16 protein-coding genes and 2 pseudogenes are annotated in these 22,052 nt (G+C 69.9%); 9 read left to right on the forward strand and 9 right to left on the reverse strand.

Annotated elements, in window-relative coordinates; translation table 11 throughout:
- Positions 1-178: 178 nt before the first annotated feature.
- Positions 179-1,402, reverse strand: a complete 1,224-nt coding sequence (locus tag ABZ016_RS27300; protein WP_356919332.1) for an acyltransferase — start codon at positions 1,400-1,402, stop codon at positions 179-181.
- A gap of 78 nt (positions 1,403-1,480) precedes the next feature.
- On the reverse strand, positions 1,481-1,627 hold the full coding sequence (locus tag ABZ016_RS27305; RefSeq protein ID WP_356919333.1) for a zinc-binding dehydrogenase: 147 nt from the start codon (positions 1,625-1,627) through the stop codon (positions 1,481-1,483).
- Between the two features lie 283 nt (positions 1,628-1,910).
- Between ABZ016_RS27305 and ABZ016_RS27310 the strand changes: the two genes are divergently transcribed.
- The 4 genes and pseudogenes from ABZ016_RS27310 to ABZ016_RS27325 all read left to right on the forward strand — a co-directional run.
- Positions 1,911-4,034 carry a SpoIIE family protein phosphatase gene (locus ABZ016_RS27310; protein WP_356919334.1) on the forward strand — a complete coding sequence of 708 codons (2,124 nt, stop codon included), beginning with the start codon at positions 1,911-1,913 and terminating at the stop codon, positions 4,032-4,034.
- A gap of 53 nt (positions 4,035-4,087) precedes the next feature.
- On the forward strand, positions 4,088-4,486 hold the full coding sequence (locus ABZ016_RS27315; RefSeq protein ID WP_356919335.1) for a nuclear transport factor 2 family protein: 399 nt from the start codon (positions 4,088-4,090) through the stop codon (positions 4,484-4,486).
- Positions 4,487-4,690: 204 nt separating this feature from the next.
- Positions 4,691-5,212, forward strand: coding sequence for a DUF4232 domain-containing protein (locus ABZ016_RS27320; protein WP_356919336.1), 522 nt, complete (start codon positions 4,691-4,693; stop codon positions 5,210-5,212).
- A 198-nt stretch (positions 5,213-5,410) separates the two neighbouring features.
- Positions 5,411-5,800 (forward strand): annotated as a pseudogene (locus tag ABZ016_RS27325) (methyltransferase domain-containing protein); the annotation flags it as partial.
- Here the strand turns inward: ABZ016_RS27325 and ABZ016_RS27330 are convergent.
- A pseudogene (locus tag ABZ016_RS27330) lies at positions 5,794-6,678 on the reverse strand (tannase/feruloyl esterase family alpha/beta hydrolase); the annotation flags it as partial. The pseudogenes ABZ016_RS27325 and ABZ016_RS27330 overlap by 7 nt on opposite strands.
- Before the next feature lie 339 nt (positions 6,679-7,017).
- Between ABZ016_RS27330 and ABZ016_RS27335 the strand changes: the two are divergent.
- Positions 7,018-8,502 carry a PHB depolymerase family esterase gene (locus ABZ016_RS27335; RefSeq protein WP_356919337.1) on the forward strand — a complete coding sequence of 495 codons (1,485 nt, stop codon included), beginning with the start codon at positions 7,018-7,020 and terminating at the stop codon, positions 8,500-8,502.
- A 111-nt stretch (positions 8,503-8,613) separates the two neighbouring features.
- Here ABZ016_RS27335 and ABZ016_RS27340 read toward each other — a convergent pair whose 3' ends face one another.
- Positions 8,614-9,177, reverse strand: coding sequence for a snapalysin family zinc-dependent metalloprotease (locus tag ABZ016_RS27340; RefSeq protein WP_356919338.1), 564 nt, complete (start codon positions 9,175-9,177; stop codon positions 8,614-8,616).
- Positions 9,178-9,423: 246 nt separating this feature from the next.
- Between ABZ016_RS27340 and ABZ016_RS27345 the strand changes: the two genes are divergently transcribed.
- Together ABZ016_RS27345 and ABZ016_RS27350 are read left to right on the forward strand one after the other, a co-directional pair.
- A complete protein-coding gene (locus tag ABZ016_RS27345; protein ID WP_356919339.1) occupies positions 9,424-9,729 on the forward strand; it encodes a hypothetical protein in 306 nt (101 codons plus the stop codon).
- Positions 9,730-9,853: 124 nt separating this feature from the next.
- Positions 9,854-10,522, forward strand: coding sequence for a hypothetical protein (locus ABZ016_RS27350; RefSeq protein WP_356919340.1), 669 nt, complete (start codon positions 9,854-9,856; stop codon positions 10,520-10,522).
- 377 nt (positions 10,523-10,899) lie between these two features.
- Here the strand turns inward: ABZ016_RS27350 and ABZ016_RS27355 are convergent, their stop codons facing one another.
- Genes ABZ016_RS27355 through ABZ016_RS27365 form a run of 3 tightly spaced genes read right to left on the reverse strand, consistent with a single transcriptional unit; the run spans position 10,900 to position 14,149 of the window.
- The gene (locus ABZ016_RS27355; protein ID WP_356919341.1) at positions 10,900-11,421 is read right to left on the reverse strand and encodes a hypothetical protein; all 522 of its coding nucleotides are present in this window, start codon (positions 11,419-11,421) and stop codon (positions 10,900-10,902) included.
- Between the two features lie 48 nt (positions 11,422-11,469).
- Positions 11,470-12,066, reverse strand: coding sequence for a TetR/AcrR family transcriptional regulator (locus ABZ016_RS27360; protein ID WP_356919342.1), 597 nt, complete (start codon positions 12,064-12,066; stop codon positions 11,470-11,472).
- 19 nt (positions 12,067-12,085) lie between these two features.
- Complete coding sequence (locus tag ABZ016_RS27365; RefSeq protein WP_356919343.1) at positions 12,086-14,149, reverse strand: discoidin domain-containing protein; 2,064 nt, start codon at positions 14,147-14,149, stop codon at positions 12,086-12,088.
- 221 nt (positions 14,150-14,370) lie between these two features.
- On the opposite strand from ABZ016_RS27365, the gene ABZ016_RS27370 reads away from it, so the two are divergent.
- Positions 14,371-14,913 (forward strand): GNAT family N-acetyltransferase, encoded by a 543-nt coding sequence (locus ABZ016_RS27370; protein WP_356919344.1) that lies wholly within the window; start codon positions 14,371-14,373, stop codon positions 14,911-14,913.
- Between the two features lie 78 nt (positions 14,914-14,991).
- Here the strand turns inward: ABZ016_RS27370 and ABZ016_RS27375 are convergent, their stop codons facing one another.
- On the reverse strand, positions 14,992-15,579 hold the full coding sequence (locus tag ABZ016_RS27375; protein WP_356919345.1) for a response regulator: 588 nt from the start codon (positions 15,577-15,579) through the stop codon (positions 14,992-14,994).
- Positions 15,576-19,745: a HAMP domain-containing protein gene (locus ABZ016_RS27380; RefSeq protein WP_356919364.1), complete on the reverse strand. Its 4,170-nt coding sequence runs from the start codon at positions 19,743-19,745 to the stop codon at positions 15,576-15,578. Before ABZ016_RS27380 ends, ABZ016_RS27375 begins: the two co-directional genes overlap by 4 nt.
- Before the next feature lie 301 nt (positions 19,746-20,046).
- Here ABZ016_RS27380 and ABZ016_RS27385 point away from each other — a divergent pair, with 301 nt between their 5' ends.
- Complete coding sequence (locus tag ABZ016_RS27385; RefSeq protein WP_356919346.1) at positions 20,047-21,969, forward strand: ATP-binding SpoIIE family protein phosphatase; 1,923 nt, start codon at positions 20,047-20,049, stop codon at positions 21,967-21,969.
- Positions 21,970-22,052: the final 83 nt, after the last annotated feature.

Genomic DNA, 22,052 nt, shown 5'->3' on the forward strand with positions numbered 1-22,052 from the left:
CGCGGCGGAAGCGGCCCACATGACGGCGCCCCCGGCGTAGAAGGTGCGCATCCTGCGCAGTTGCCGCAGGGCTCGGACGGATTGAGCGTGATCAGTTTCCGGTGCCATGCCGACGCAGGTACCCCGATTCACGGACTCCATCAGCCCTCGGCGAGCCCCCTGCCGATCCGGCGGTTCCTCAGGACCGCATCCCGAACAGGAAGCGCGTCACGCGTGTGCGGCGTACCAACAGCTCGTACGCGGTCAGGGTCAGCGCGAGGGAGATCGTCACGAGTACGGCGTACTCAACCGGAATCGGCGCCGACCAGCCCACCACGAAGTAGGCGACGGTGACCACGATGGGCTGGTGGAGGACGTACAGGGGGAGGACGGCGGTGGCGAGGTAGCTGTGGAGGCGGCGGCGTCTCGCAGGGGGTGGCGGGGCTGCCGGGGTCGGCGACGTCTGTGGTGGGTGTGGGCGCGGGCGGTCGAGGAGGCCGGGGATGGCGATCACCAGGCACCAGCCGGCCGCCCCGAACAGGGCCCGGGAGACCACGGCCAGGGGCGTCATCTGCGTGAAAGGGTCGTCGGCCGTGGTGAAGCCGGGGGCGGTTGCCGCGAACAGAAGGACGCCGAGGCAGGCCGCGAGGCGTGCGTCGCGGCGCATGGCGGTGCGCAGGCGGGTGTCGGTGGCGAGAGTGAAACCGGCGCCGAAGAAGAGGAGGTAGGACCAGCGGTGCCAGCCCGCGTAGCCCTCCTCCATGCCGACGAAGGCGCAGATCGCGGCGAAGGCGAGGGCCGGGAGGAGGATGACGCCTCGCCGGTTCAGGATCACGGTGGCGACGCGGTCGGTGAGCCGGCGGAAGGGCTCATGGGGCAGCCCGCGGTGGAGGGGGGCCAGCATGAGGGAGAACGTCAGGAGGAGTACGACGAACCAGAGGTGACCGGTCTCGAAGTGCTCCCCCTGGAGGAGGAAGGGAAACTCGTCGAGCTCCACGTGCACGTCGAAGAAGTGGGGCAGGAAGTCGATGTAGGACTCGTGGTAGTGGGGGTCGGACGAGCGCTGCCGTAGCCATTGTGGGAGCGGGTTCAGCAGGAGGGTTCCGAGGAGGATAGGGACGCCCAGACGCAGCAGGCGCTCTTCGGTGAAGGTGCCCGCGCCGCGGCGCTGGAGCGAGTGCCAGGCACCCAGGCCCGAGATCAGGAACAGCAGGGGCATCGCCCAGACGACCCCGAACCCGGCGATGACGGTGATGGCTTCGGTGGTCTCGGTGTTTCTGACGTAGAAGTCGCCTTCGGTCGCGAACACCAGGGCCGAGTGGAAGAAGATCAGCCCGATGACCACCAGCATGCGCATCGCGTCCAGTTCCGGCCGCCGCTGTTCCGGTAACTCCGGTCGAGGTGGTTCTGTATGACTCGCCATGCTGCGCCCTCCCCCAGGCTCGCCCGCATCCCACCAGTGTTGGCGGGCCGGTCGTCCAGGGCCATACCCGCGGCGAGATCAGTCGGGGACGTAGACGATCTTGCCGCGTACGCGGCCCCCCGAGAGTTCGGTCAGCGCCTCGGGGACCCTGTCCAGCGTGACGGTGCGGGTCAGCATCGCATCGAGCCGGCCCTGGGAGGTCATGGTGAGCAGGTCCGTCAGCATGGCGGTCAGCGAGGTTGGCGGTGGCGGAGTCCGGGCCGACCGTGTCGACCACGGCGTCCACGCCGCGGGCCGTCTCACAGCGCATGCTCAAGGCGCTGCAGGGTGCCCTGCCCGACGGATCCGGACCCGTCCGGCGGCAGGGCGTCCGGTGCCGGCCGGGCACCGGGGCAGGGCTGATCTCGCCCTTCTGCGGGTTGCGAGCCTGAGCTGGTCACCGAGTCCGACGGCCTGGACGTGACAAGAGATTGCACCGACTCACCGCAGGTCGCATATCGTCTGATATGTGGCAGATGATGGTGATGGGATCGGTGGCGAGACGTCGCTGGAGGAGGCGCTCAGTGCCACGGTGCGCCGTACCGGGGCCTCGGCGGGCGGCGTGTACCTGCTGTCGGCGACCGAACCGGTCCTGGGGCTGGCGGCGGTATGCGGGATGCCGGTGGCGGCCGTGGCGCCGTGGTGGCGGGTGGCGGTGTCGGCCGCGGGCCCGCTGTCGGAGGCGGTACGGGAGGACCGTCTGGTGTGGGTGGGACGGCAGGAGGATCTGGCCCGCCTGTACCCGAACGCCGCGGCAGGGCTGCCCTACCAGTTCGCGCTGGCCTTCGCCCCGCTGCACGGAGCCCGCCGGTGGGGAGCGCTGGCACTGGTGTGGTCCGCGAGCCACCCGCCGTCCCTGACCCGCCGCGAACGCGGGCACATCCAGTCCAGCGCCCGCCGCATCACCCAGGTGCTGGACGGATCACCGGTCCCGTGGAGCGTTCCGGACCAGCCCCGGGCCGTGCCCCTGCGGCATCAGGGTCCCGACGCGGCGCAGACCGGGCTGGCCGCCGCCGACCTGGTCCAACGGCTGCCCATCGGTACCCTCAGCCTCGATCTGGAAGGGCGTATCACCTACCTCAACGCCGCTGCCGCCCGGCTGCTCGGCCGCACGGCCGAGCGCCTTCTGGGCACCCTGCCGTGGCAGGCCGTGCCCTGGCTCGACACCCCGGTGCACGAGGACCACTACCGCACCGCGGTCTTCAGCCGGGAACCCGTCGCCTACACCGCGCTGCGCCCACCCGACGTGTGGCTCGACTTCCAGCTCTACCCGAACGTCAGCGGCATCAGCGCCCTCATCTACCCCCACCACCAGCAGCATCCCCCGGACGCCCCACCGCCCCGCGTCACCGCGCCCCTCGGCACGGCCCCGGAGGGCACCAGCACGGGGCGGATCCACCAGCTGACCCACCTGGCAGCAGCCCTGAGCCAGACCGTCACCGTCGCCGACGTGATCCACGTCGTGGCCGACCAGATCCTGCCCGCTTTCGGCGCTCAGGGCATGGTCATCTCCACCACCGACGCCGGACGCCTGAAGATCATGGGACATCGCGGCTACGATCCGCGCAGCGTCGCACGCCTCGACGGTCTGCCCCTGGACACCGACGTCACGCCTGCCGGCCACGTCCTCCAGAGCGGAATCCCGGCATTCTTCGCCGACCCCGGCGAGATGGCCCGCGCCTACCCGAGGGCTCCCGCCCTCAGCGGCAAGCAGGCCTGGGCCATGCTGCCCCTGGTCGTCTCCGACCGCCGTGTCGGCTGCTGCGTGCTGTCCTACGACCATCCGCGCCAGTTCAGCGCGAGCGACCGTGCCGTACTGGTCTCCCTGGGCGGACTCATCGCCCAGGCCATGGACCGGGCACGTCTGTACGACGCCAAACACGATCTCGCCCACAGCCTGCAGCAGACCCTCCTGCCGGTGACCCTGCCCCACATCCCCCAGCTCACCGTCGCCGCCCGTTACCTGCCGGCCGCCCACGGCATGGACATCGGCGGCGACTTCTACGACCTGATCCGCCTCAGCGACACCACCGCCGCAGCCGTCATCGGAGACGTCCAAGGGCACAGCATCAACGCCGCCGCCCTCATGGGCCAGGTCCGCACCGCCGTCCACGCCACCGCCGGCACACGGCCCGGCGACGTCCTGGCCCGCACCAACCGCGTCCTGCTCGACCTGGAGACCGACCTGTTCGTCTCCTGCCTCTACATCCACATCGACCTCGCGGAGCGATGTCTGCACCTCGCCAGCGCCGGGCACCCTCCCCCGCTCCTGCGCACCTCCGCACCCATCCCGCGCACCCGCGTGCTGGAGGTGGAACCAGGCCCTCTGCTCGGCATCGACACCGGCTCGGACACCCTCTACCCCGTCACCACGATGCCACTGCCCCCAGGGTCGGTCCTCGCCCTCTACACCGACGGCCTCGTCGAAACCCCCGACACCGACATCACCCAGTCCATCGCCGCTCTCGCCCGCCACCTCACCAACAGCGGCAACCAGCCCCTCGACACCCTCGCCGACGGCCTCATCCACCACGCCCTCCCCCAGCGCACCCACACCGACGACATCGCACTGCTCCTGCTGCACGCCCGGTGACGGCGGCTCACGGTCCACGAGCGCGACCCGCCCAGCAGGCGCAGGATGAAGGCATGACCGATCGCGACGACTTCCTGGCGTGGGTCAGGACCGCCCTGTACGAGGCGGAGCTCGCGCTGCACAACGGCAACGCGGCCCCGCGTCGGGCGCTCTGGTCACGCAACGAACCCGTGAGCGTTCTGGGGGCGTGGCGCACCGCCTACGGCCTACAGGAAGTCGACCAACTCTTCACCGCCCTCGAAGAGAGCTTCTCCGCGTGCACGTCGTACAGGTTCGAGCTCCAGGCGTACGGCGTTTCCGGGGACATGGCCTACACCGCCGGTCTCGAGCACACCTCCGCCTCCGTCGACGGAGAACCGCGCACCTACACGCTGCGGGCCACGCAGGTGTACCGCAGGGAAGACGGCCGGTGGAAGGTGGCCCATCGCCACGGTGACGCCGTCACCGAGTGACCGATGAGAGGCGTTCGCGATCGAGGCTCCCCCGTTCCAGCTGCCCGTTCCAGGCTGTCGGCGTCTTTGCAGGTCAGTGACCATTCCAGCGTTCCAGCGTCCCATAGTGGCCGTCCCTTGTGGTGGGCGGGACGGATCGCGGAGCAAGCTGCGGTCGTCCCAGCAGACCGCTGGACGACCCACTTCCGCACGATGGAGATCTCGATGCGTTCGCGCTTTGCCGCCCGCCCCGCCCGTCTCGCCCTGGCCGCAGTCGCCGCGGTGGCCCTCACTGCCACCGCGTCCGCCACCGCCACCGCCGACAGCCGGGGCAGCACCGCACGGGCCTGCGGGACCAAGGACCTGAACTTCAAGGTGAGTTCCGAGACGCAGGCGGGTGGCTACCTCCTCGTCACCGCCAAGGCCAAGTCCGGCGTCACCTGCTACCTGAAGGGCGTCTTCCCCTCGGCGTCCTTCGGTTCCTCCGCCGACACCGAGGTGGCGCCGGCCGAGCAGGCTGTCAGCGAGAACGTCACGCTCTCCGGCTCCACCGCCGCCTACGCCGGTATCAGCCCCAAGACCACCAACAACGACTTCGGCAGGGAGTTCGAGCGGCTCCACCTCTCCGTCGCGGGCGACGAGATCAACTCCGTCACCCTCGACCTCCCCGAGACGGTCAAGGTCGACCGACCCATCGCCACCAACTGGCACGCCGATCCCGCTGACGCGGTCCCCTTCTCCAGCTGACACCCGCGTCGGACCGGACGCCTTCGCCCTGCCCGGTGACAGGCCGTCACCCGGCGGGGGAAGGCGTCCGGTCCGTTTCGTCCCCGATCGAGGACAGAGTGCTGGTCAGGGGAGGCTGTCTTGCCGTAACCGCAAGATTCCGTGCCACGGCGCGGGGTGCGTGGCAAGACTGACCGCACACCGACCAGAGGAGTCTTGATGAGCACCACCGATGCGGTCGCGTTCTGGGACGGCGTCTATTCGGCCCGGCCGGCGGCCGACGGCCCACGACCGAATACTCGCCTCACCGAGACGGTGACGGACCTGCCGCCCGGTGACGCGCTGGACCTGGGGTGCGGCGACGGCGGCGACGCATTGTGGCTCGCCGGCCAGGGGTGGCGCGTCACCGCCGTGGACATCTCGGCCGTCGCGGTCGAGCGGCTCGCCGCGCTCGCTCACGCACGGGGCCTGGGCGACCGTGTCATCACCGTGCGCAACGACTTGCACGAATCCTTCCCGCCCGGCGAGTTCGGCCTGATCTGCGCCCACTACCTGCACACACCCTTCGGGCTGGACAGGTCGGCCGTCCTGCGCTCGGCCGCGAACTCCGACCCTGCCGGGAATCCGGCCGCGTGCAGGGCGCTGCGGGCCTCGCCGGCTCCTTCGTCCCGGGCGGCGTACACGGGGTAGTTGCGCAGTGCGTCGGGCAGGAAGTCCAGCAGAGTGGGGCCGTCGGAGCGCCAGAGGGTGCCCTCCCAGTCCACTCCCCCGTCGTAGAGGCCGGGGTGGTTCTCCAACTGCCAGCGCACGAGGTATCCGCCATTGGACATGCCGGTCACCAGGGTTCGTGACGGGGGCCGGTGGTAGCGCCGGGCGACCGTGGCCCGGGCGGCTCGAGTGAGCTGGGTGAGCCGGTCGTTCCACTCGGCGATGGCGTCACCGGGCGTCTTCCCGTCCCGATGGAAGGCGAGGCCGGTGTTGCCCTTGTCGGTGGCGGCGTAGGCGTATCCGCGGGACAGCACCCAGTCGGCGATGGCCCGGTCGTTGGCGTACTGCTCACGGTTGCCGGGGGTGCCCGCGACCACCAGACCGCCGTTCCACCGGTCGGGCAGGCGGATCACGAACTGGGCGTCATGTCTCCAGCCGTGATGGGTGTTGGTGGTGGAGGTGTCGGGGAAGTAGCCGTCGATCTGGATGCCGGGGACCCCGCGGGGGACGGCCAGGTCCTTCGGCGTCAGCCCGGCCCAGTCGGCCGGGTCGGTGTGTCCCGAGGCGATCGTGCCGGCCGTGGTCAACTCTGCCAGGCAGGTGGCCTGCTGGTGCTCGGCTCCCGGGACACGTGCCTTCGTCAGGTGTGCGCAGTGGCTGCCCGAGTTCGCCGGTGTCGCCGTGGCGGGGGCGGAGCCGAGAGTGAGCGCGGCCAGGGCGAGGGCCGCCGGACCGCTTCTTCGCCGGAAGCGTGGTGTGGGACGAAAAGAGAGACGCATGCGGGTGCCTCCGCGATCGCGTACAGGGACGTGCCGGAGGCTATGACGCCTGTCCTCTGCTCCATATAGGTATGCCGACCACCATCCGCCATCAGGCAGTGGTGACGGACACCACCGAGCCGAGGGCCGGGAGGGCGCTTGTCCCGTGAGTGCCGCCGCCATACGCGACCTACCGCGGAGTGGGCCATGTAGCGCCGTCACACAGGTTTTGGTCGAGCGTGGCCGTCCCGCCCATGCCCATGCCGGCGAAGGCACCCCGATGATGCACGCCACGCCGGTCGCCGTGCCCCTGCCGGCATCGGCGACGCGAAGCGTCCCCCACATCAGGAGGCAGCCGTCATGGGACAGTCGCACCCTCCGTTCCGCTTCACCGGAACCCGCCGCCTCGTCGGAGGCGTCCGCCGTTGGTTCACCGTCGCCGCCGGGGCTCTGGCTCTGACCGGTGGTCTGATCGCCGGGAGCCCGCCGGCATCCGCCGCGGGGCTGACCCAGGTCACCGGCTTCGGCACCAACCCCGGCAACCTGTCGATGTACACCTACGCGCCCGACGCGTTGCCGGCCGACGCCCCGCTCGTGGTCGCCCTGCACGGCTGCACGCAGAGCGCGAGTGACTACTTCGCGCACTCCGGCTGGCCGAAGTTCGCCGACGCCTACGGTTTCGCGCTCGTCTTCCCCCAGACGAGCAGCGCCAACAACGCCAACTCCTGCTTCAACTGGTTCGATCCGGGTGACAGCGCGCGCGGGCAGGGCGAGGCGTTGTCGATCAGGCAGATGGTCGACAAGGCCGTTTCGCTGTACGGCAGCGACGCGGGGCGGGTCCACATCACCGGCCTGTCCGCCGGCGGCGCCATGACCGCGAACATGCTCGCCGCCTACCCCGACGTCTTCGCGGGCGGCGCCATCGGCTCCGGGCTGCCGGCGCGCTGCGCGAGCGGCGTGTCCGCGGCGTACGCCTGCATGTACAGCCCGCCGGACAAGAGCCCCGCCCAATGGGGGAACCTGGTGCGATCCGCCGCTCCCGCCGGCACGACCTCCTGGCCGCGCGTCGCCATCTGGCAGGGCACCGCCGACACCACCGTCAAACCCGCCAATGCCACCGAGTTGCGGGACCAGTGGACGAACGTGTGGGGCATCGGCCAGACACCCTCACGCACCGAGAGCCTCAGCGGGGGCACCACGCTGAGCGTCTACGACGACGCCTCCGGCCGGCCCGCGGTCGAGGTCTACTCGGTCGCGGGGATGGGGCACGGGCTCGCGGTCGAACCGGGCGACGGCACCGAGCAGTGCGGCAGCACCGGCACCTACTACCTCGACACCGTCTGCTCCAGCTACCACACCGCCCGCTTCTGGGGTCTCGACGATGACCCGGGCACCGGCGCCCTGCCCTCGCCCACGGGGCTGACGGTCACCGGCACCACCGACAGCACCGCCTCCCTGAGCTGGAAGGCGGTCGACGGCGCGGCCTCGTACAACGTCTACCGCGGCGGCGCGAAGGTGGGCACCACGGCGTCGACCTCCTACACCGACACCGGTCTGGCCACCGGCACGACGTACCGCTACACCGCGGCGGCCGTGGACTTGGCGGGTGCGACGGGCGGCGTCTCCTCCGCTGTGGCGGCGACCACCACCGGGTTCACGCCGACCTGCCACACGGCCGGCAACTACGACCACACGGTCGCCGGACGTGCCTACCAGAGCGGCGGTCACACCTACGCCGAGGGCTCCGGCCAGGCCATGGGCCTGTGGAACGCGTTCACCAGGCACACCCTCAAGCAGACGGCGCCCTCCTACTACGTCGTCGACGACTCGGGCTGCTCGGCCTGAGCCTCCGTGCATCCGGCGGACGGGCCGCTGTGGGCCGCCCGGTCCGGGCCTGCCCGGCGCGAACGGTGCGCCGGGCAGGCCGACTTCGTGTGTGGTGCTCTGCGGTACGGGTCAGTCCACGATCATCTCGGCACCGGCAGCCGGGGCCCGGCCGACGAGGAGGCCGCCGAAGTTCTCCTCGACCTCCGCCTTCTCCGCCGTGTTGGGATACCGGTTGGTGCACGCGGTGCCCGCGCTGGAACCGGACATCAGGCTGGTGCATGGTCCGGGCTTGCGGTCGGGCAAGCCGAGGATGTGTCCGAGTTCGTGGGCGGAGATGCGAATCGTGTCGTAGCCCTGGTCGACGGCCTGGCGACCGATGTACACGGTTCCGTTGCCCAGGGTGGTGGGCAGGGCGCGCGGCCAGCCGTTGTCCGCGAGGACCCGTATGTTGGCGCGCTGCCCGGCTGCTGCAGGCCGCAGTTCGACGGCGTCGACACTCTCGTTCCAGATGGCGGCGCCCCGGTCGACCGCGCTCCTGAACTCCGCGGAGCCCGCGGCGTCGTAGGTGAGGACCCGGGCTGCCAGGGGGCTCCCAGCCGCGTCGTGGGGGGCGGCCACGGCTTGGCCGCCCGTCAGGGACAGGGACACCAGACAGGCAGCGGCCAAGCCGCCGGTCAGCATTCGGACGTGCATGATCGACCTCCTTGTGGGGAAAGGCAGTCGTGCTCATGACATTCTCTGGGCTCATTGCCCGGCGGGGGCGGAAACGAATCCGTCATTGTGAGGACGCGGGTGGCCCGGCCGTGCATGGGTCCCGCTGGGCCAGGTTCGAGGGGCGGAAGCGCACTTCCCGAATCGAGACTGGAAGTGCGCCCGAGGCCGACCGGCCTCCGGGCGGGGTCCCTCGGGGGCCACTGTCCATCCGAAGTGGGGAACGACATGAACGACACCATCGCCCAGCGCAACATCGCCACCGCCAAGCTGCTGCTCGAAGACGCGATGCCGAACGGCGACTTCGACCTCGTCCGCTCACTGGTCACCCCAGACGCGCCGATCCGCAGGGCCGGCTTCGCGGACCTGTACGCGCTCACGGGGGACGCCATTCCGCAGAGCGGCAACTTCGTCGAGTGGCTAGAGGCGGGCTGGAAGGTGCTGTCCGCTCGGCCACAGCCGCCCAACTCATCTCCGGGACTGCCTCGTTGGCCGCGAGGGACCGCAACTCCTCGACCGGCACCGAGCACATGACATGGCTCGGCACGAACAACCGGCTCCGCCTGTCCGTACCATCTCTACATCGAGGCATCCTGCCCAGGCCCTGCCAGGACAGGCAGTACGTACAGCACGGTCACGCCGAGGAAAGGTCAGCACCATGTCCGAGACAACGACTCCCGCCACTGAACTGGCATCGCAGTACATCGCACAGGTGACCGGCGACCTGGAGGCGAACGTCAAGGAGCAGGAACGGATCAGTGCGGAGATCGCGTCCCTGCAGGAGCAGCTGACTGCCCTGCAGCATGACCACACCGTGCTGATGAACATGCAGCAGGCGCTCGGCGTCACGAGGGTACCTGCCGAGCAGGCGGCCGAGCCTTCGAGCGCCGCTGTGCCCGCCCCGCGGCGGAAGAAGGCCGAGACCGCCACGGGCAGGCAGCAGAAGGCGCGCAAGTCCACCACCGCGCCGCGTAAGGGCGCGGCCAAGAAGCCCGCGGCAGAGAAGGCGGGTGCGACGAAGACGGCGGCTGCGACGAAGACGGCGAAGGCGACGACGGCGGCAAAGGACACCCGCCCCACCCTGGTCGAGCTGATTCGCCGCCACCTCGCCGAGCAGAAGGAACCGCGCTCCGCCGCGGAGATCTCGACAGCGCTCGGCGAGACCCACCCCGACCGCGACATCACCGCCAAGGTCGTGCGCGTCACGCTCGAGGGACTCGTGGCCAAGAGCCAGGCGGAGCGCAGCAAGCAGGGCAGGTCTGTCTTCTACACCGCCCCCGCGTCGGAGCCGGCGGTCGCGCGGGACGAGGCCGGGGCACAGTCCTGAGGCGCCGACCGATGACCGCCTGACCTCGACCAGGCCGACGCAGGACGCGTCGACCACCCGTCGGCTCCGGTCCCGCCCTGGTGCCCCCGCGTCACAGGACCGCGGCGGGCCCCATGGCGAGTGCGCGATCGCGCAGGACAGGGAGTTCGGAGCGTATGCGGGCGACCTCGTTCACGTCGACGCCCACGGTCACCGTCTCCGCCACCGTGCCGGCGTTCGCCGGCGGAGTCCGACGCGTCCACGGACAGCTGTATCAGCGAGGCTCGCATGACCGTCACCTCCGGGGCCGTCGCCGCACGGTCCGGTACGAGGGAAGCCGTTTCTACGAGCGTAAGGAGTCGGGCGCGGATCCCGCGCGTTCAGGGCGGTCCGGGGTATCAGGCGGCGTCGTGGATGACGAGCTTGAACTCGGCGAGGGTCAGCAGGCGCGGGGTGGCGTCGTTGTGCGTGACGCGGAGCGCCAGCGGGGTGCCCGGGGTGACGAAGATGCCGTGGTTCTTGACGTAGTACTGGCCGCCGGGCGTGGGCGTGCGGTGTTCGGTCGCCGTGGTGTCGTCGGGGTCGGGGGTCAGGGCCAGTGGGTCACGGACGAACTGGTCGCGCAGTTCGGTGTAGCCGCCGGTGCCGCCGGCGGCCTCCCACTGGATCATCGCGTGCAGGTGGCCCCAGCCGGCTTTGGAGGGCCAGACGAGACCGCTGCGGTCGTCCGTCGCCCAGTTGCCCACCACGTAGCCGTCCGGCTGTACGGCCTGGTGCATCTCGAACCGGTCCGTCGACTCCGCCGCGCCGAAGGGGAACCGGACGATCTTGTACGTGGTTCCCGGCGCGATCAGCTGAGGGGTGTCGACCTTGAGGGAGCAGACCTGTACCCCGGGGGCAGCGCCGCCATCCGTAGTCATGGGTCAGAGCTGCCCCGCTTCGGCCGAGGGCATGCCCGGGCGTACCCTTCAGGGGTCGCGCACCAGGCCGGTGATGTGCGCGGTGACCGTGTCGAGGATGCCGGTCCAGGTGGTGTCGTCGCCGAGCACGAGGTAGTTGAGGGTGAGGCCGTCGGTCATGGCGGCCAGGTAGCGTGCCAGAACGGGGGCGGGTACGCGCAGGCGCAGGCCCATGGTCTGCCGTAGTTGGTCGATCAGCTCGATGTATGCCTCGGCGTACAGCTCGTACTGGCGTCGTGCCAGATGTTCGAAGCCGGGCTGACGCAGCGCGTACTGCGTGAGCTCGTACGTGAGCATGTGCTCGTCGGGGTGGGCGCGGACGTGGTCCCAGTACGCCCGGAAGCCGGCCCGGACGGTCTCCTCGAGGGTGGTCCTGGGCCGCAGGGCCTCCTTCACCACTGCCACGTAGTGCCCGGTGATGGTGTTGATGACGGACTCGATCAGCTCCTGTTTGGAGTCGAAGCAGTAGTGGACGACGCTCAGCGAGACGCCGGCTTCGGCGGCGATGGACCGGGTCGTCGTCCTGGGGACGCCGTCCCGGGCCATCGCCCTGATCGCCGCTTCGGTGAGTTGTCGCCGCCGCTCGGCGGACGGCAACCGTGCCATGGAGCCCCTCTCGTGGGTGTCAGCCGCTGTGGACGCCGACCTCGTAGAGGGAGTAGCCCCAGTCGGTGCCGCGCTGCTCGCCGTGAACGCGTACGTATCTGGCCGGGGTGCCGGTGAACCTGGCCGTGTCCAGGCCGCCGTCACCGGCGGTCGTGGACCAGGCGGTTCGCCAGTTCTCGCCGTCCGTGGAGAGTTCGATGCGGTAGGCCTTACCGTACGCGCGCTCCCAGTCGAGGCTCACTCGTTCGACCTGGCGGGTGGAGCCGAGGTCGACCTGGAACCACTGGTCGTCGCTCCAGTCGCTGGCCCAGCGGGTGCCGCCGTCACCGTCGACGGCCCGGCCGGGCCGGTAGCTCGTGAACAGGCTCCACTCGGACGAGCTGGCCGACGTGCCGGCACCCCGCGCGAGGTTCACCCCGGCCTCGTGGCCCTCGGAGGCCGCCCAGGTGCCGAGGTAGGACTCGGCGCCCCGGAAGAGGTCGTCGACCACGTCCTGGCCGCCGACGCGGCGGATGTCCTCGATCCAGTCCGGGACTAGGCCGTAGTGGGCCGCACCGTCGGTGTTGAGGTCCCAGGTGCGCTGACCCGTGGTCTGCCGGTCGATGACCGAGCCGCCGTCGGTGCTCTTGAACGGGTACGTCACCTTGTTCGGGGCGTCCACGCCGCGCGGTCCCGGCCAGCCGCCGACGCCGTTCATGTCGGTGCCGTAGCCGTAGCCCACGCCGTACTTGTCGCGCAGGGCCTCGGTGCGCCTGGCCTCCGAGACGAAGCCCTCGGAACCGTGCATGTACTGGGCGATGAAGCCGCCGAGGCCGTAGACCCGTTCGGTCCAGTCCATGTCCATCCAGCTGTGCGAGGAGAGCACGCCGGGGTAGGACTCGGCCTCGAAGATGTCGAGCACCCGGCCGGCGGCCTTGACGCTCATGTGGTCGATCTCCAGCATCATCCCGCGTCGCATCATGCCGCGGGTGGCGTACTCGCCGAGTTCGGTGAGTCCGCGGACGTTGCACTGGGCGTCGGCGCTGTAGGAGGGCACCTCCGCGCCCGCGGGGAGCTTCTTCTCGGCCTCTGCGGCCGGGGCGTCGCCGATGGGGTTGTCGTGCTGGGGGCCCGTGCACTTCTCCGTCTTCCAGAAGGTGCCGGTCGACAGGAACTGGCCGACGTTGATGGCCGTTCCGAGGGTGCCCGAGTCGAAGCGGACGCCGCACAGCGCGTTGTCGAACTTGTGGCACAGGAACATGCTGCGCACTCCCAGCGCGTACAGCTCGTCCAGGCCCTTGTCGATGTCGGCCCTGTCGCACTGCGCGATGTCGAGGATCTGTTTGCAGCCGAAGGGCTCGGAGGTCTCCACACCGAGGATCACCGCCAGCTTGCCCTGCTCGATGACCTTCCGGGCCTGGGCGCTGTCGGTGACGATCCGGAACCAGCCCTTGCCGGGGCCGCCGTACATCTTGTCGACGAAGGACTGCATGTCGTACGTCAGCTTGGCCTGGAGCCGGATGGACGTCATCTCGTCGCAGCCGCGGTCCTTGAAGAAGTACACGGAGCAGATGACGCCGTTGGTGACGAGGTTGTTGACCAGTACCCGCTGGCCGCCGCGCCAGGCGCGCTCCACCCAGGCGTAGTAGTTCTGCTGGTGGGTCAGCGAGTCGTGGGCCGGCCAGTCCTTGAAGGTGGGCCAGCCGACCGGGTCGTGCTTGCCGTCACCGCCGTTGGTGATGAAGTCGAAGATCGCGAGCGAGCCGTCCGGGTAGTGCTCGGGACAGTCCTTGAGCGCGTCGGCGACGCCCTGCTCGGAGAACGGCTTTCCACAGATCAGGCGTCCGCCGAAGGCCTCGTTGGAGAAGATGTGGTCGTGCGCGTCGACGAAACCGCGTACCTCGCCGCCTGGGCCGGTGCCGGTGAAGGGTTCGCCCGTGACGTTGATCCCGGAGTCCGGCGCGGGCCGTGCGGTGGGGACCCACCAGTCGGTTCCCGCCGCCGAACTCGGCGTCGGGCCCAGTGCGATGGTCAGCACCAGCAGGAGGAGCGATGCCAGCGTGATGTGCTTGCGTCTGCGGTACGCGCGTCCGGTAGTGGTCACAGCCCACGTCCCTCGGTCGGGGGGATGGCGCGGCCGACTGGTCCGGCCGACCGCGGCCTGATGACCGGGAGCGAGCCGGGTTGTCATGACCTCGCCCAAGCTGCGACGAGAATGGCCACTACCGCTTTGCGAGTCAAGAGTCCGGGACAGATGACCTACTGACGGGGAATCAGGGAACAGTCGAGTGCACTCCTGAAGCGTGGGGGGTGGATGATGCGTAGGTGCCCGAACTCCTCACTGCCCGTCTGCGGTTGCGGCCCTGGCGCGACGACGACCTCGACCCGCTCGCCGAGATGTACGCCGATCCGGAGGTGATGCGGTACATCGGTGACGGCTCCGTACGCGCACGCGAGGAGACGGCGGCGAGCCTGTCCCGGATGCGTGTCGAGTGGGAGGAGCGGGGCCACGGCATGTTCGCCGTCGAGCTCCGCAGGACCGGGGAGCTGACGGGCTGGACGGGTACCACCGTGCCGGACTTCCTGCCGGAGGTGCTGCCCGGCGTGGAGATCGGCTGGCGTCTCGCCCACCGGTTCTGGGGCCGCGGCCTCGCCACAGAGGCTGCTCGCGCCGCTCTCGGACATGCTTTCGACATCGTCGGCCTGGAACGGGTCCTGAGCATCTGCAACGTGGACAACGCCGCGTCGGAGGGCGTCATGCGCAAGCTCGGCATGCGCCTCGACCGCGAGACGGAGGTGCCCTCGCACGGCACCCGGGTGCGCGTCTACGCCGTCACTCGGGAGGAATATGCGAACCGGCGCGACTGACGCCGCATCGCTCCCCTCGCCGGGTCCCGGACGCTGAGCGATGCGGCGACGGAACGCGAGCTCGACGGCTGTGTGCCTCTACTCGGTGCCGGTGCCGTCCGGGAGGAGGGCTCCCACCGCGCGCTGCACTTCTGTGATGCGGTCGAGGAGGACCGCCGTGTCGGTGTCCGGCCTGCTGCGCAGCAACTGTTCGATCTGGGTGAGCCGTTCGGTGATCTCCGTGAGCCGGTCCGCGTCTTCCTCGACCGCGCGCATGGCCAACTGGCGGTTCTTGCGGTGCAGGTCGAGGAAGACGTTGACCTTGGTGCGCAGCACCCACGGGTCGACGGGCTTGGCGATGAAGTCGGCGGCGCCGATGGCGTATCCCCGGTAGGCGTAGTCCGCGCCCCCCTCGGTTCCGGTCACCAGGATGATGGGCACGTCCTTGGTCTGGTCCAGGCGCTTGATGTTGGCGGCCGTCTCGAAGCCGTCCATGCCCGGCATCCGGACGTCCAGGAGGACGACCGCGAACTCCTGGCGCAGCATCGCCTTCAGCGCCTGCTCCCCCGAGCGCGCACGGACCACGTGCTGGTGCAGCGGGCCGAGTACGGCCTCGAACGCGACGAGGTTCTCCTCCATGTCATCGACGATGAGGATGCTGGAGGGGCCGGCCAGCCCGGCGCTCATCGCGCGTCCCCCGGCGGTTCGTCGGCGCTGTCGTCCACGCCCGGCGGTTCATCGGTCACGCCGGCGTCCTGCTCCGGCTCCGGGGCGGCGTTCTGCGGGTCGAGCAGATCGCAGATGACCGTCAGCAGACGGTCGACGTTCACCGGCTTGGGCACGTAGTCGTCGGCGCCGCTGTCGATCGCCTTGTCGCGGTCTCCGGGCATCGCCTTGGCGGTGAGCGCGATGATCGGCAGGTGAGCGAGACGAGGGGTGCTCCGGATGGTGCGGATGGTCTCGTACCCGTCCATCTCGGGCATCATGATGTCCATCAGGACCAGGGACACATCAGGGGACCGTTCCAGGACCTCGAGCCCCTCCCGTCCGTTCTCCGCGTACCTCACGGTGATGCCGACACGGCCCAGCGCATGGGTGAGGGCGAAGACGTTGCGGATGTCGTCGTCGACGATGAGGAGGCGACTGCCCGCCAGGACGCGACCGGCGCGCCCGCTGAGCCATTCCTTGAGCCGCGTCGTCTCCGGCCAGGTGTCCTCGCGGCTGTCGCCGTTCCCCTGGGACGGTGTGCCGGCCTGGTCGTCCGCCGGGCGGTCCGGAGCCGGGACGTCGACACTGAAGTTCCCCGCGAGGTCCAGCACTTGCTCCGGTGACCCGTCCGTGACGGGAGCCGTCGACGCCCGGTTCTGCGCGGGAAGCGGGGGCGCGGTGGCGACGGTGCGCAGATCCGCCGGGCCCTGCACAGCCGTGACGCCGGGATGGAACGCCGGTATGTAGAGGGTGAAGCGAGATCCCACGCCCGGCTCGCTCTCGGCGACGATCTTGCCGCCGAGCATCCCGGCGATCTCCCGGCTGATGGACAGGCCGAGTCCGGTGCCGCCGTACTTGCGGTTGGTGGTGCCCTCGGACTGCTGGAACGCCTCGAAGATCATCGGGAGCTTCTCAGGGGCGATGCCGATCCCGGTGTCCTTCACGGCGAACGCGATGACGGCTTCCGCGTTCTTCAGCGTCTCCTCGGAGAACTGCATGCCCAGCACCCGGTTGACGCGCAGCTCCACGCTGCCGTCGTGGGTGAACTTCACCGCGTTGGACAGCAGGTTGCGCAGTACCTGCTGGAGGCGCTGCTCGTCGGAGTACAGCTCGGCCGGTACGTTTTTCTCGACCGCGATCTCGAAGCCCAGACCGCGGTCGATGGTGAGCGGCCGGAAGGTCGCGTGGACGTAGTCGAGCAGCTTGATCAGCGGGAGGGTCTTCGGACGCACATCCATCCGACCTGCCTCGATCTTCGACAGGTCGAGAATGTCGCTGATCAGCTGGAGCAGGTCCGATCCCGAGCGGTGAATGGTGGTCGCGAACTGCACCTCCTGTTCCGTGAGGTGCCCGTCGGGGTTGTCGGCGAGCAGCCGGGCCAGGATCAGCAGGGAGTTGAGCGGCGTGCGCAGCTCGTGCGACATGTTCGCGAGGAACTCCGACTTGTACTGCGACGCGGTCGCGAGCAGTGCGGCCTTCTCCTCGAGTTCGGCGTTGGAGCTCTGGAGTTCGTCCGACCGCTCACGCAGCTCGGAGGTCAGCCGCTGGGACTCCGACAGCAGCGACTCGGTACGCGAGTTGGCGATGATCGTGTTGATCGAGACGCCGATCGTGTTGACGAACTGGTCGATGAAGGCCAGGTGCACATCGCTGAACTTGCTGAGCGAGGCCAGCTCGATCACGCCGAGCACCTGGTCCTCGAAGAGAATGGGCAGGATGACGATGCTGGCCGGACGGGCCGTGCCGAGCCCCGAGTTGATGGTGATGTAGTCGGCCGGGGCGTCCGTGATGAGGATGCGCTTCTTCTCCTGCGCGGCCTGCGCGATCAGTCCACGGCCCGGGGTCCCGGTGCCGGGGAGCGGGCCGCCGCCGCCGGCCTGGTCGGTGCCGTAGCCGGCGATGAACTCGAGGCCCTCACCGGCCGGCGCCCCCGCTTCGGCCAGGAAGAACGCACCGAACTGCGCGTTCACCAGCGGAGTGAGCTCGCGCAGGATCAGGTCGGCGACCTCCACGAGGTCGCGGTGACCCTGCATGAGCCCGGCCATGCGGGTCAGGTTCGACTCCAGCCAGTCCTTGGCGCGGGTGGTCTCGCGGAGGTTGGAGACCATGAGGTTGATGTTGTTCTTCAGTTCGGCGACCTCGCCCTGTGCCTCCACCGTGATGGCGCGGGACATGTCACCCTGGGTGACCGCACTGGCGACCTCCGCGATCGCCCGGACCTGGGTGGTCAGGTTGAGCGCCAGCTCGTTGACGTTGGTGGTCAGCCGTTTCCACGTTCCGTAGACGCCCTCGACCCGGGCCTGGCCGCCCAACTGCCCTTCGCTGCCGACCTCACGGGCGACACGGGTGACCTCGGAGGAGAACGAGGAGAGCGTGTCGACCATCGTGTTGATGGTGGTCTTCAGCTCCAGGATCTCGCCGCGCGCGTCCACGTCGATCTTCTTCGACAGGTCGCCCTGGGCGACGGCCGTGGCGACCTGGGCGATGTTGCGGACCTGCGAGGTGAGGTTGTAGGCCATGAAGTTGACGTTGTCCGTGAGGTCCATCCACACCCCGGACGCCCCGCGGACCTGCGCCCGGCCGCCCAGCCGCCCCTCCGTGCCGACCTCGCGCGCGACCCGGGTGACCTCGTCGGCGAACGCCCGCAGCTGGTCGACCATCGTGTTCACGGTCTCCTTCAGCTGGAGGATCTCCCCGCGGGCGTCGACCGTGATCTTCTTCGACAGGTCGCCGTTGGCCACCGATGTGGTCACCTGGGCGATGTTGCGGACCTGCGAGGTCAGGTTCGACGCCATGAAGTTGACGTTGTCCGTCAGCTCCTTCCAGACCCCGGAGACCCCGCGGACCTGCGCCTGCCCGCCCAGATTGCCCTCGGTGCCGACCTCGCGGGCGACCCGGGTGACCTCGTCGGCGAAGGCGGACAGCTGGTCGACCATCGTGTTGATCGTGGACTTGAGCTCCAGGATCTCGCCCTTCGCCTCCACCGTGATCGTCTTACCGAGGTCGCCCTGGGCCACGGCCGTGGCGACCTGGGCGATGTTGCGGACCTGCGAGGTCAGGTTGTCCGCCATGAAGTTCACGTTCTCCGTGAGGTCCTTCCACACCCCGGAGACGCCGCGGACCTGCGCCCGGCCACCGAGCCGCCCCTCCGTACCGACCTCACGGGCGACGCGGGTGACCTCGCCCGCGAATGCCGACAACTGGTCGACCATCGTGTTCACGGTGCTCTTGAGCTGCAGGATCTCGCCCCGGGCGTCGACCGTGATCTTCTGGCTCAGATCGCCGGTGGCGACCGCCGTGGTCACCTGGGCGATGTTGCGGACCTGGGAGGTCAGGTTCGACGCCATGAAGTTGACGTTGTCCGTGAGGTCCTTCCACACTCCCGAGACGCCCGGCACCTGTGCCCGCCCGCCCAGCTGTCCCTCGGTGCCGACCTCACGGGACACCCGGGTCACCTCGTCGGCGAACGCCCGCAGCTGGTCGACCATCGTGTTCACGGTCAGCTTGAGCTCCAGCAGCTCCCCGGTCGCCTCGACGGTGACCTGCTGGGTCAGGTCGCCGCGCGCGACCGCCGTGGTCACCACCGCGATGTCGCGCACCTGGGCGGTGAGCCGGGAGGCCATCGTGTTGACGGCCTCGGTCACGAAGCGCCAGTCGCCGCCCAGCCCCTGCACCGTGGCCCGCCCGCCGAGGCGGCCCTCGGTGCCGACCTCCCGGGAGACCCGGGTCAGCTCGCCGGTGAACAGCGACAGCTGTTCCACCATGCGGTTCACCCCGCACCCCAGACGCCGTAGATCGCCCCGGAGCCGGCGCCGGCCGTCGTGCAACTCGGCGCGCTGTGTCAGGTCACCGTCAGCGACCGCGTCCAGTACGCGGGTGGCGTTCACGATGGGGACGGACAGCGATTCCAGCAGACTATTGGCTGCGTCCACACTCGTCGTCCACTCCCCCTGGCCGGGGCTCGCCGCGAGCCGCTCGTCAAGTCGTCCCTGGCGGACCACCTCCCGGCGCACCCGCTCGAGCTCCGAAGCCAGGTGCGCGTTCCGCGCTGTGATCTGGTTGAACACCCCCGCCATCTCGCCGGGGACACCGCCGGGCAGATCCCTTATCCGTACGGTGAAGTCCCCGTCACAGAGGGACGTCATGGCGGCGAGCAGTGGACGCAGTTCGGCCACTCGCACCCACTCGCCGTCGGGGGCAGAGGGGGGCCGGCCTGCGTTCTCAGGCACGGATTCAGCGGTCTCCCGCTCCTCGAATCCTGGCCCAGGAGAAGCGAGTTCAGGGTGAGTGGCAGAGTCCATGGCAGCACATTTCTTCAGGTAAAAGTACCGGTGCTTCTCCTTTAGGCTACATTCGTCCTGTATGCGTCCATAGACAGCTGGGCAGGGGGCACCGGTGGGGCCACAAGTGGGGTCACTTTTCGGGCCGCGTTCAGCAGCGGCACGGATGCGTGTACCCGCCAACGAGCTCGCTGCCTCGGCGGCGCGCAAGTTCCTGCGTGCCGTGCTCGCCGAGCGGACCGCACCGCGTTATCCCGGGGCGCCGACGATCAGTTCCCGGTCCGTCGATGACGCCGTGCTCCTCGTCAGCGAGCTGGTCACCAGCGCTGTCGCGCATGCCGGGTCCGACATCGAGGTGGTCTGCCGCCTCGAGGCCGACCCCGGCCCCCCGGCCGATTCCGCACAGGCCGAGGCCGGGTGGGTGGACGCCGTGGTCGAGGTGGTGGAGCAGGGCTCCGCCGACTGGCCCGACGACCGCAAACGACTGCTGAACCACGTGCGCGGCTACTCCCGGCATCTGATGCGGACCCTCGCCGAGTCCTGGGGCGTGACCTACCGGCGCACCGGAAAGGCCACGTGGTTCCGCCTGGAGTGCGCGCTGGTGGCCCCGCTCGCCGCCGCGGAGCGGAACGTCCCCGGTTCCCTCCCCGCGACCGTCCCCCGCGGGGAGCCGCCCGCCGACCCCGTCCTGCCGCGCGAGCGCCCGGGGCGCAGGGGCGAGTGGGCCGAGCGCGAGGGTCAGTGGTTCCTCGCGGAGGCCGGAGAGCTCCTCGCCGGACAGTTGGACGAGGACATGGTCGCCGCGCTCGCCGGACAGCTCCTGGTCCCGAGACTCGCCGACTGGTGCGGTGTATGGCTGACCACGGACCCTGCAGGGATGCGGCTCTCCCGTGTCTGGCACGTGGACGAGCGGCGCATCGGCGCGCTCCGACTCGCCCTGGAGAAGGACCGTCCCACGGCGGCACTGAGCACGACCGGCGTCCCGTGGCCCTGGCCCGAGGGCGGGGGCCACGAGAACACCGGCGGTTCGGCGCTGGCGTTCCCCTTGGTCGCGGGCGGCCGGTACCACGGCACGCTCCTGATCGGCCAGGCGGGATTGCCGGAGCTGACCGACACCGTCGTACGGCTCATCGGGGACGTGGCCCGGCGCATGGCCCAGGCCGTGGTCACGGCCCGCCACTACACGCGGCAGGCGAGCATCAGCCGGACGCTGCAGCGCCGGCAGCTCCCCACCTCCCTCGCCGCCATTCCGGGCGTCGACACGGCGATCGTCTACGAGCCCTGGGGGGAGGGGCAGACCGTCGGCGGGGACTTCTACGACCTGTTCCCGGTGAACGACCGCCGGTGGTGCTTCCTGCTCGGTGACGTGTCCGGCCACGACGTGGAGGCCATGTCCGTCACCGGCATGGCCCGGCACCTCGTCCGGCTGCTGGCACGCGAGGGTCACGGCGTCGAGTCCCTGCTCAACCGGCTGAACCTCGCCATGGCGGAGGAGGCCGCCGAGGCCCTGGCATTCCGCGGCGAACAAGAGGGGTCCCGATTCCTGAGCCTGCTGTACGGGGAGTTGGAACCCGACTCGGTCACCGGCGGCACCCGGTGCACGATAGCCAGCGCCGGGCACCCGCCGCCGTTGCGGCTGTCGACGGACGGTTCCGTGATGCCGGCCGCGAACCCGCAGATGCTGCTCGGCGTGGAGGAGCATGCGGAGTTCCACGCCGACTCCTTCACCTTGGCGCCGGGTGAGACGCTGCTGTGCGTGACCGACGGTGTGACCGAACGCCGCAACGGATCACGGCAGTTGGACGACGACGACGGTCTGGCGGAGGTCCTGCAGGGCTGCATGGGACTCGGTGCGAAGGCCGTGGCGGAACGGGTCCGGCGAGCCGCTCACGACTTCAGTACCGAGCCGATCGACGACGACCTCGCGATCCTCGTCCTGGAGGCGGTGCCGGTGCTCAGGGCCGCGGGAACGGTGGCGGCGGCTCTCCAGGACGGCGGGCTCCCGGATGGCGATGGCGACCTCCGCGACGGCCGGCTTCGGGGCGGTGGCCTTCGGGACAGTGGGCTTCGGGGCGGCCGAACCGGTTGACGAGGGGCAGCGAGCCGCATCCGCGGATACGGTCGCCCGCGGTGCCGAAGCCGCCGCCGAGGGCAACCGGCTGCACGAGTTCC

The sequence above is a fragment of the Streptomyces sp. NPDC006372 genome (assembly GCF_040612515.1).
Lineage (GTDB): Bacteria > Actinomycetota > Actinomycetes > Streptomycetales > Streptomycetaceae > Streptomyces.

Coding starts and splice junctions, on each gene's coding strand:
- ABZ016_RS27375 (WP_356919345.1), bottom strand. CDS start 15,579: ATGAGCGCCGGGCTGGCCGGCCCCTCCAGCATCCTCATCGTCGATGAC.
- ABZ016_RS27360 (WP_356919342.1), bottom strand. CDS start 12,066: ATGGCACGGTTGCCGTCCGCCGAGCGGCGGCGACAACTCACCGAAGCG.
- ABZ016_RS27340 (WP_356919338.1), bottom strand. CDS start 9,177: ATGCACGTCCGAATGCTGACCGGCGGCTTGGCCGCTGCCTGTCTGGTG.
- ABZ016_RS27320 (WP_356919336.1), top strand. CDS start 4,691: ATGCGTTCGCGCTTTGCCGCCCGCCCCGCCCGTCTCGCCCTGGCCGCA.
- ABZ016_RS27300 (WP_356919332.1), bottom strand. CDS start 1,402: ATGGCGAGTCATACAGAACCACCTCGACCGGAGTTACCGGAACAGCGG.
- ABZ016_RS27355 (WP_356919341.1), bottom strand. CDS start 11,421: ATGACTACGGATGGCGGCGCTGCCCCCGGGGTACAGGTCTGCTCCCTC.
- ABZ016_RS27380 (WP_356919364.1), bottom strand. CDS start 19,745: ATGACGTCCCTCTGTGACGGGGACTTCACCGTACGGATAAGGGATCTG.
- ABZ016_RS27335 (WP_356919337.1), top strand. CDS start 7,018: ATGGGACAGTCGCACCCTCCGTTCCGCTTCACCGGAACCCGCCGCCTC.
- ABZ016_RS27345 (WP_356919339.1), top strand. CDS start 9,424: ATGAACGACACCATCGCCCAGCGCAACATCGCCACCGCCAAGCTGCTG.
- ABZ016_RS27305 (WP_356919333.1), bottom strand. CDS start 1,627: ATGCTGACGGACCTGCTCACCATGACCTCCCAGGGCCGGCTCGATGCG.
- ABZ016_RS27385 (WP_356919346.1), top strand. CDS start 20,047: ATGCGTGTACCCGCCAACGAGCTCGCTGCCTCGGCGGCGCGCAAGTTC.
- ABZ016_RS27350 (WP_356919340.1), top strand. CDS start 9,854: ATGTCCGAGACAACGACTCCCGCCACTGAACTGGCATCGCAGTACATC.
- ABZ016_RS27315 (WP_356919335.1), top strand. CDS start 4,088: ATGACCGATCGCGACGACTTCCTGGCGTGGGTCAGGACCGCCCTGTAC.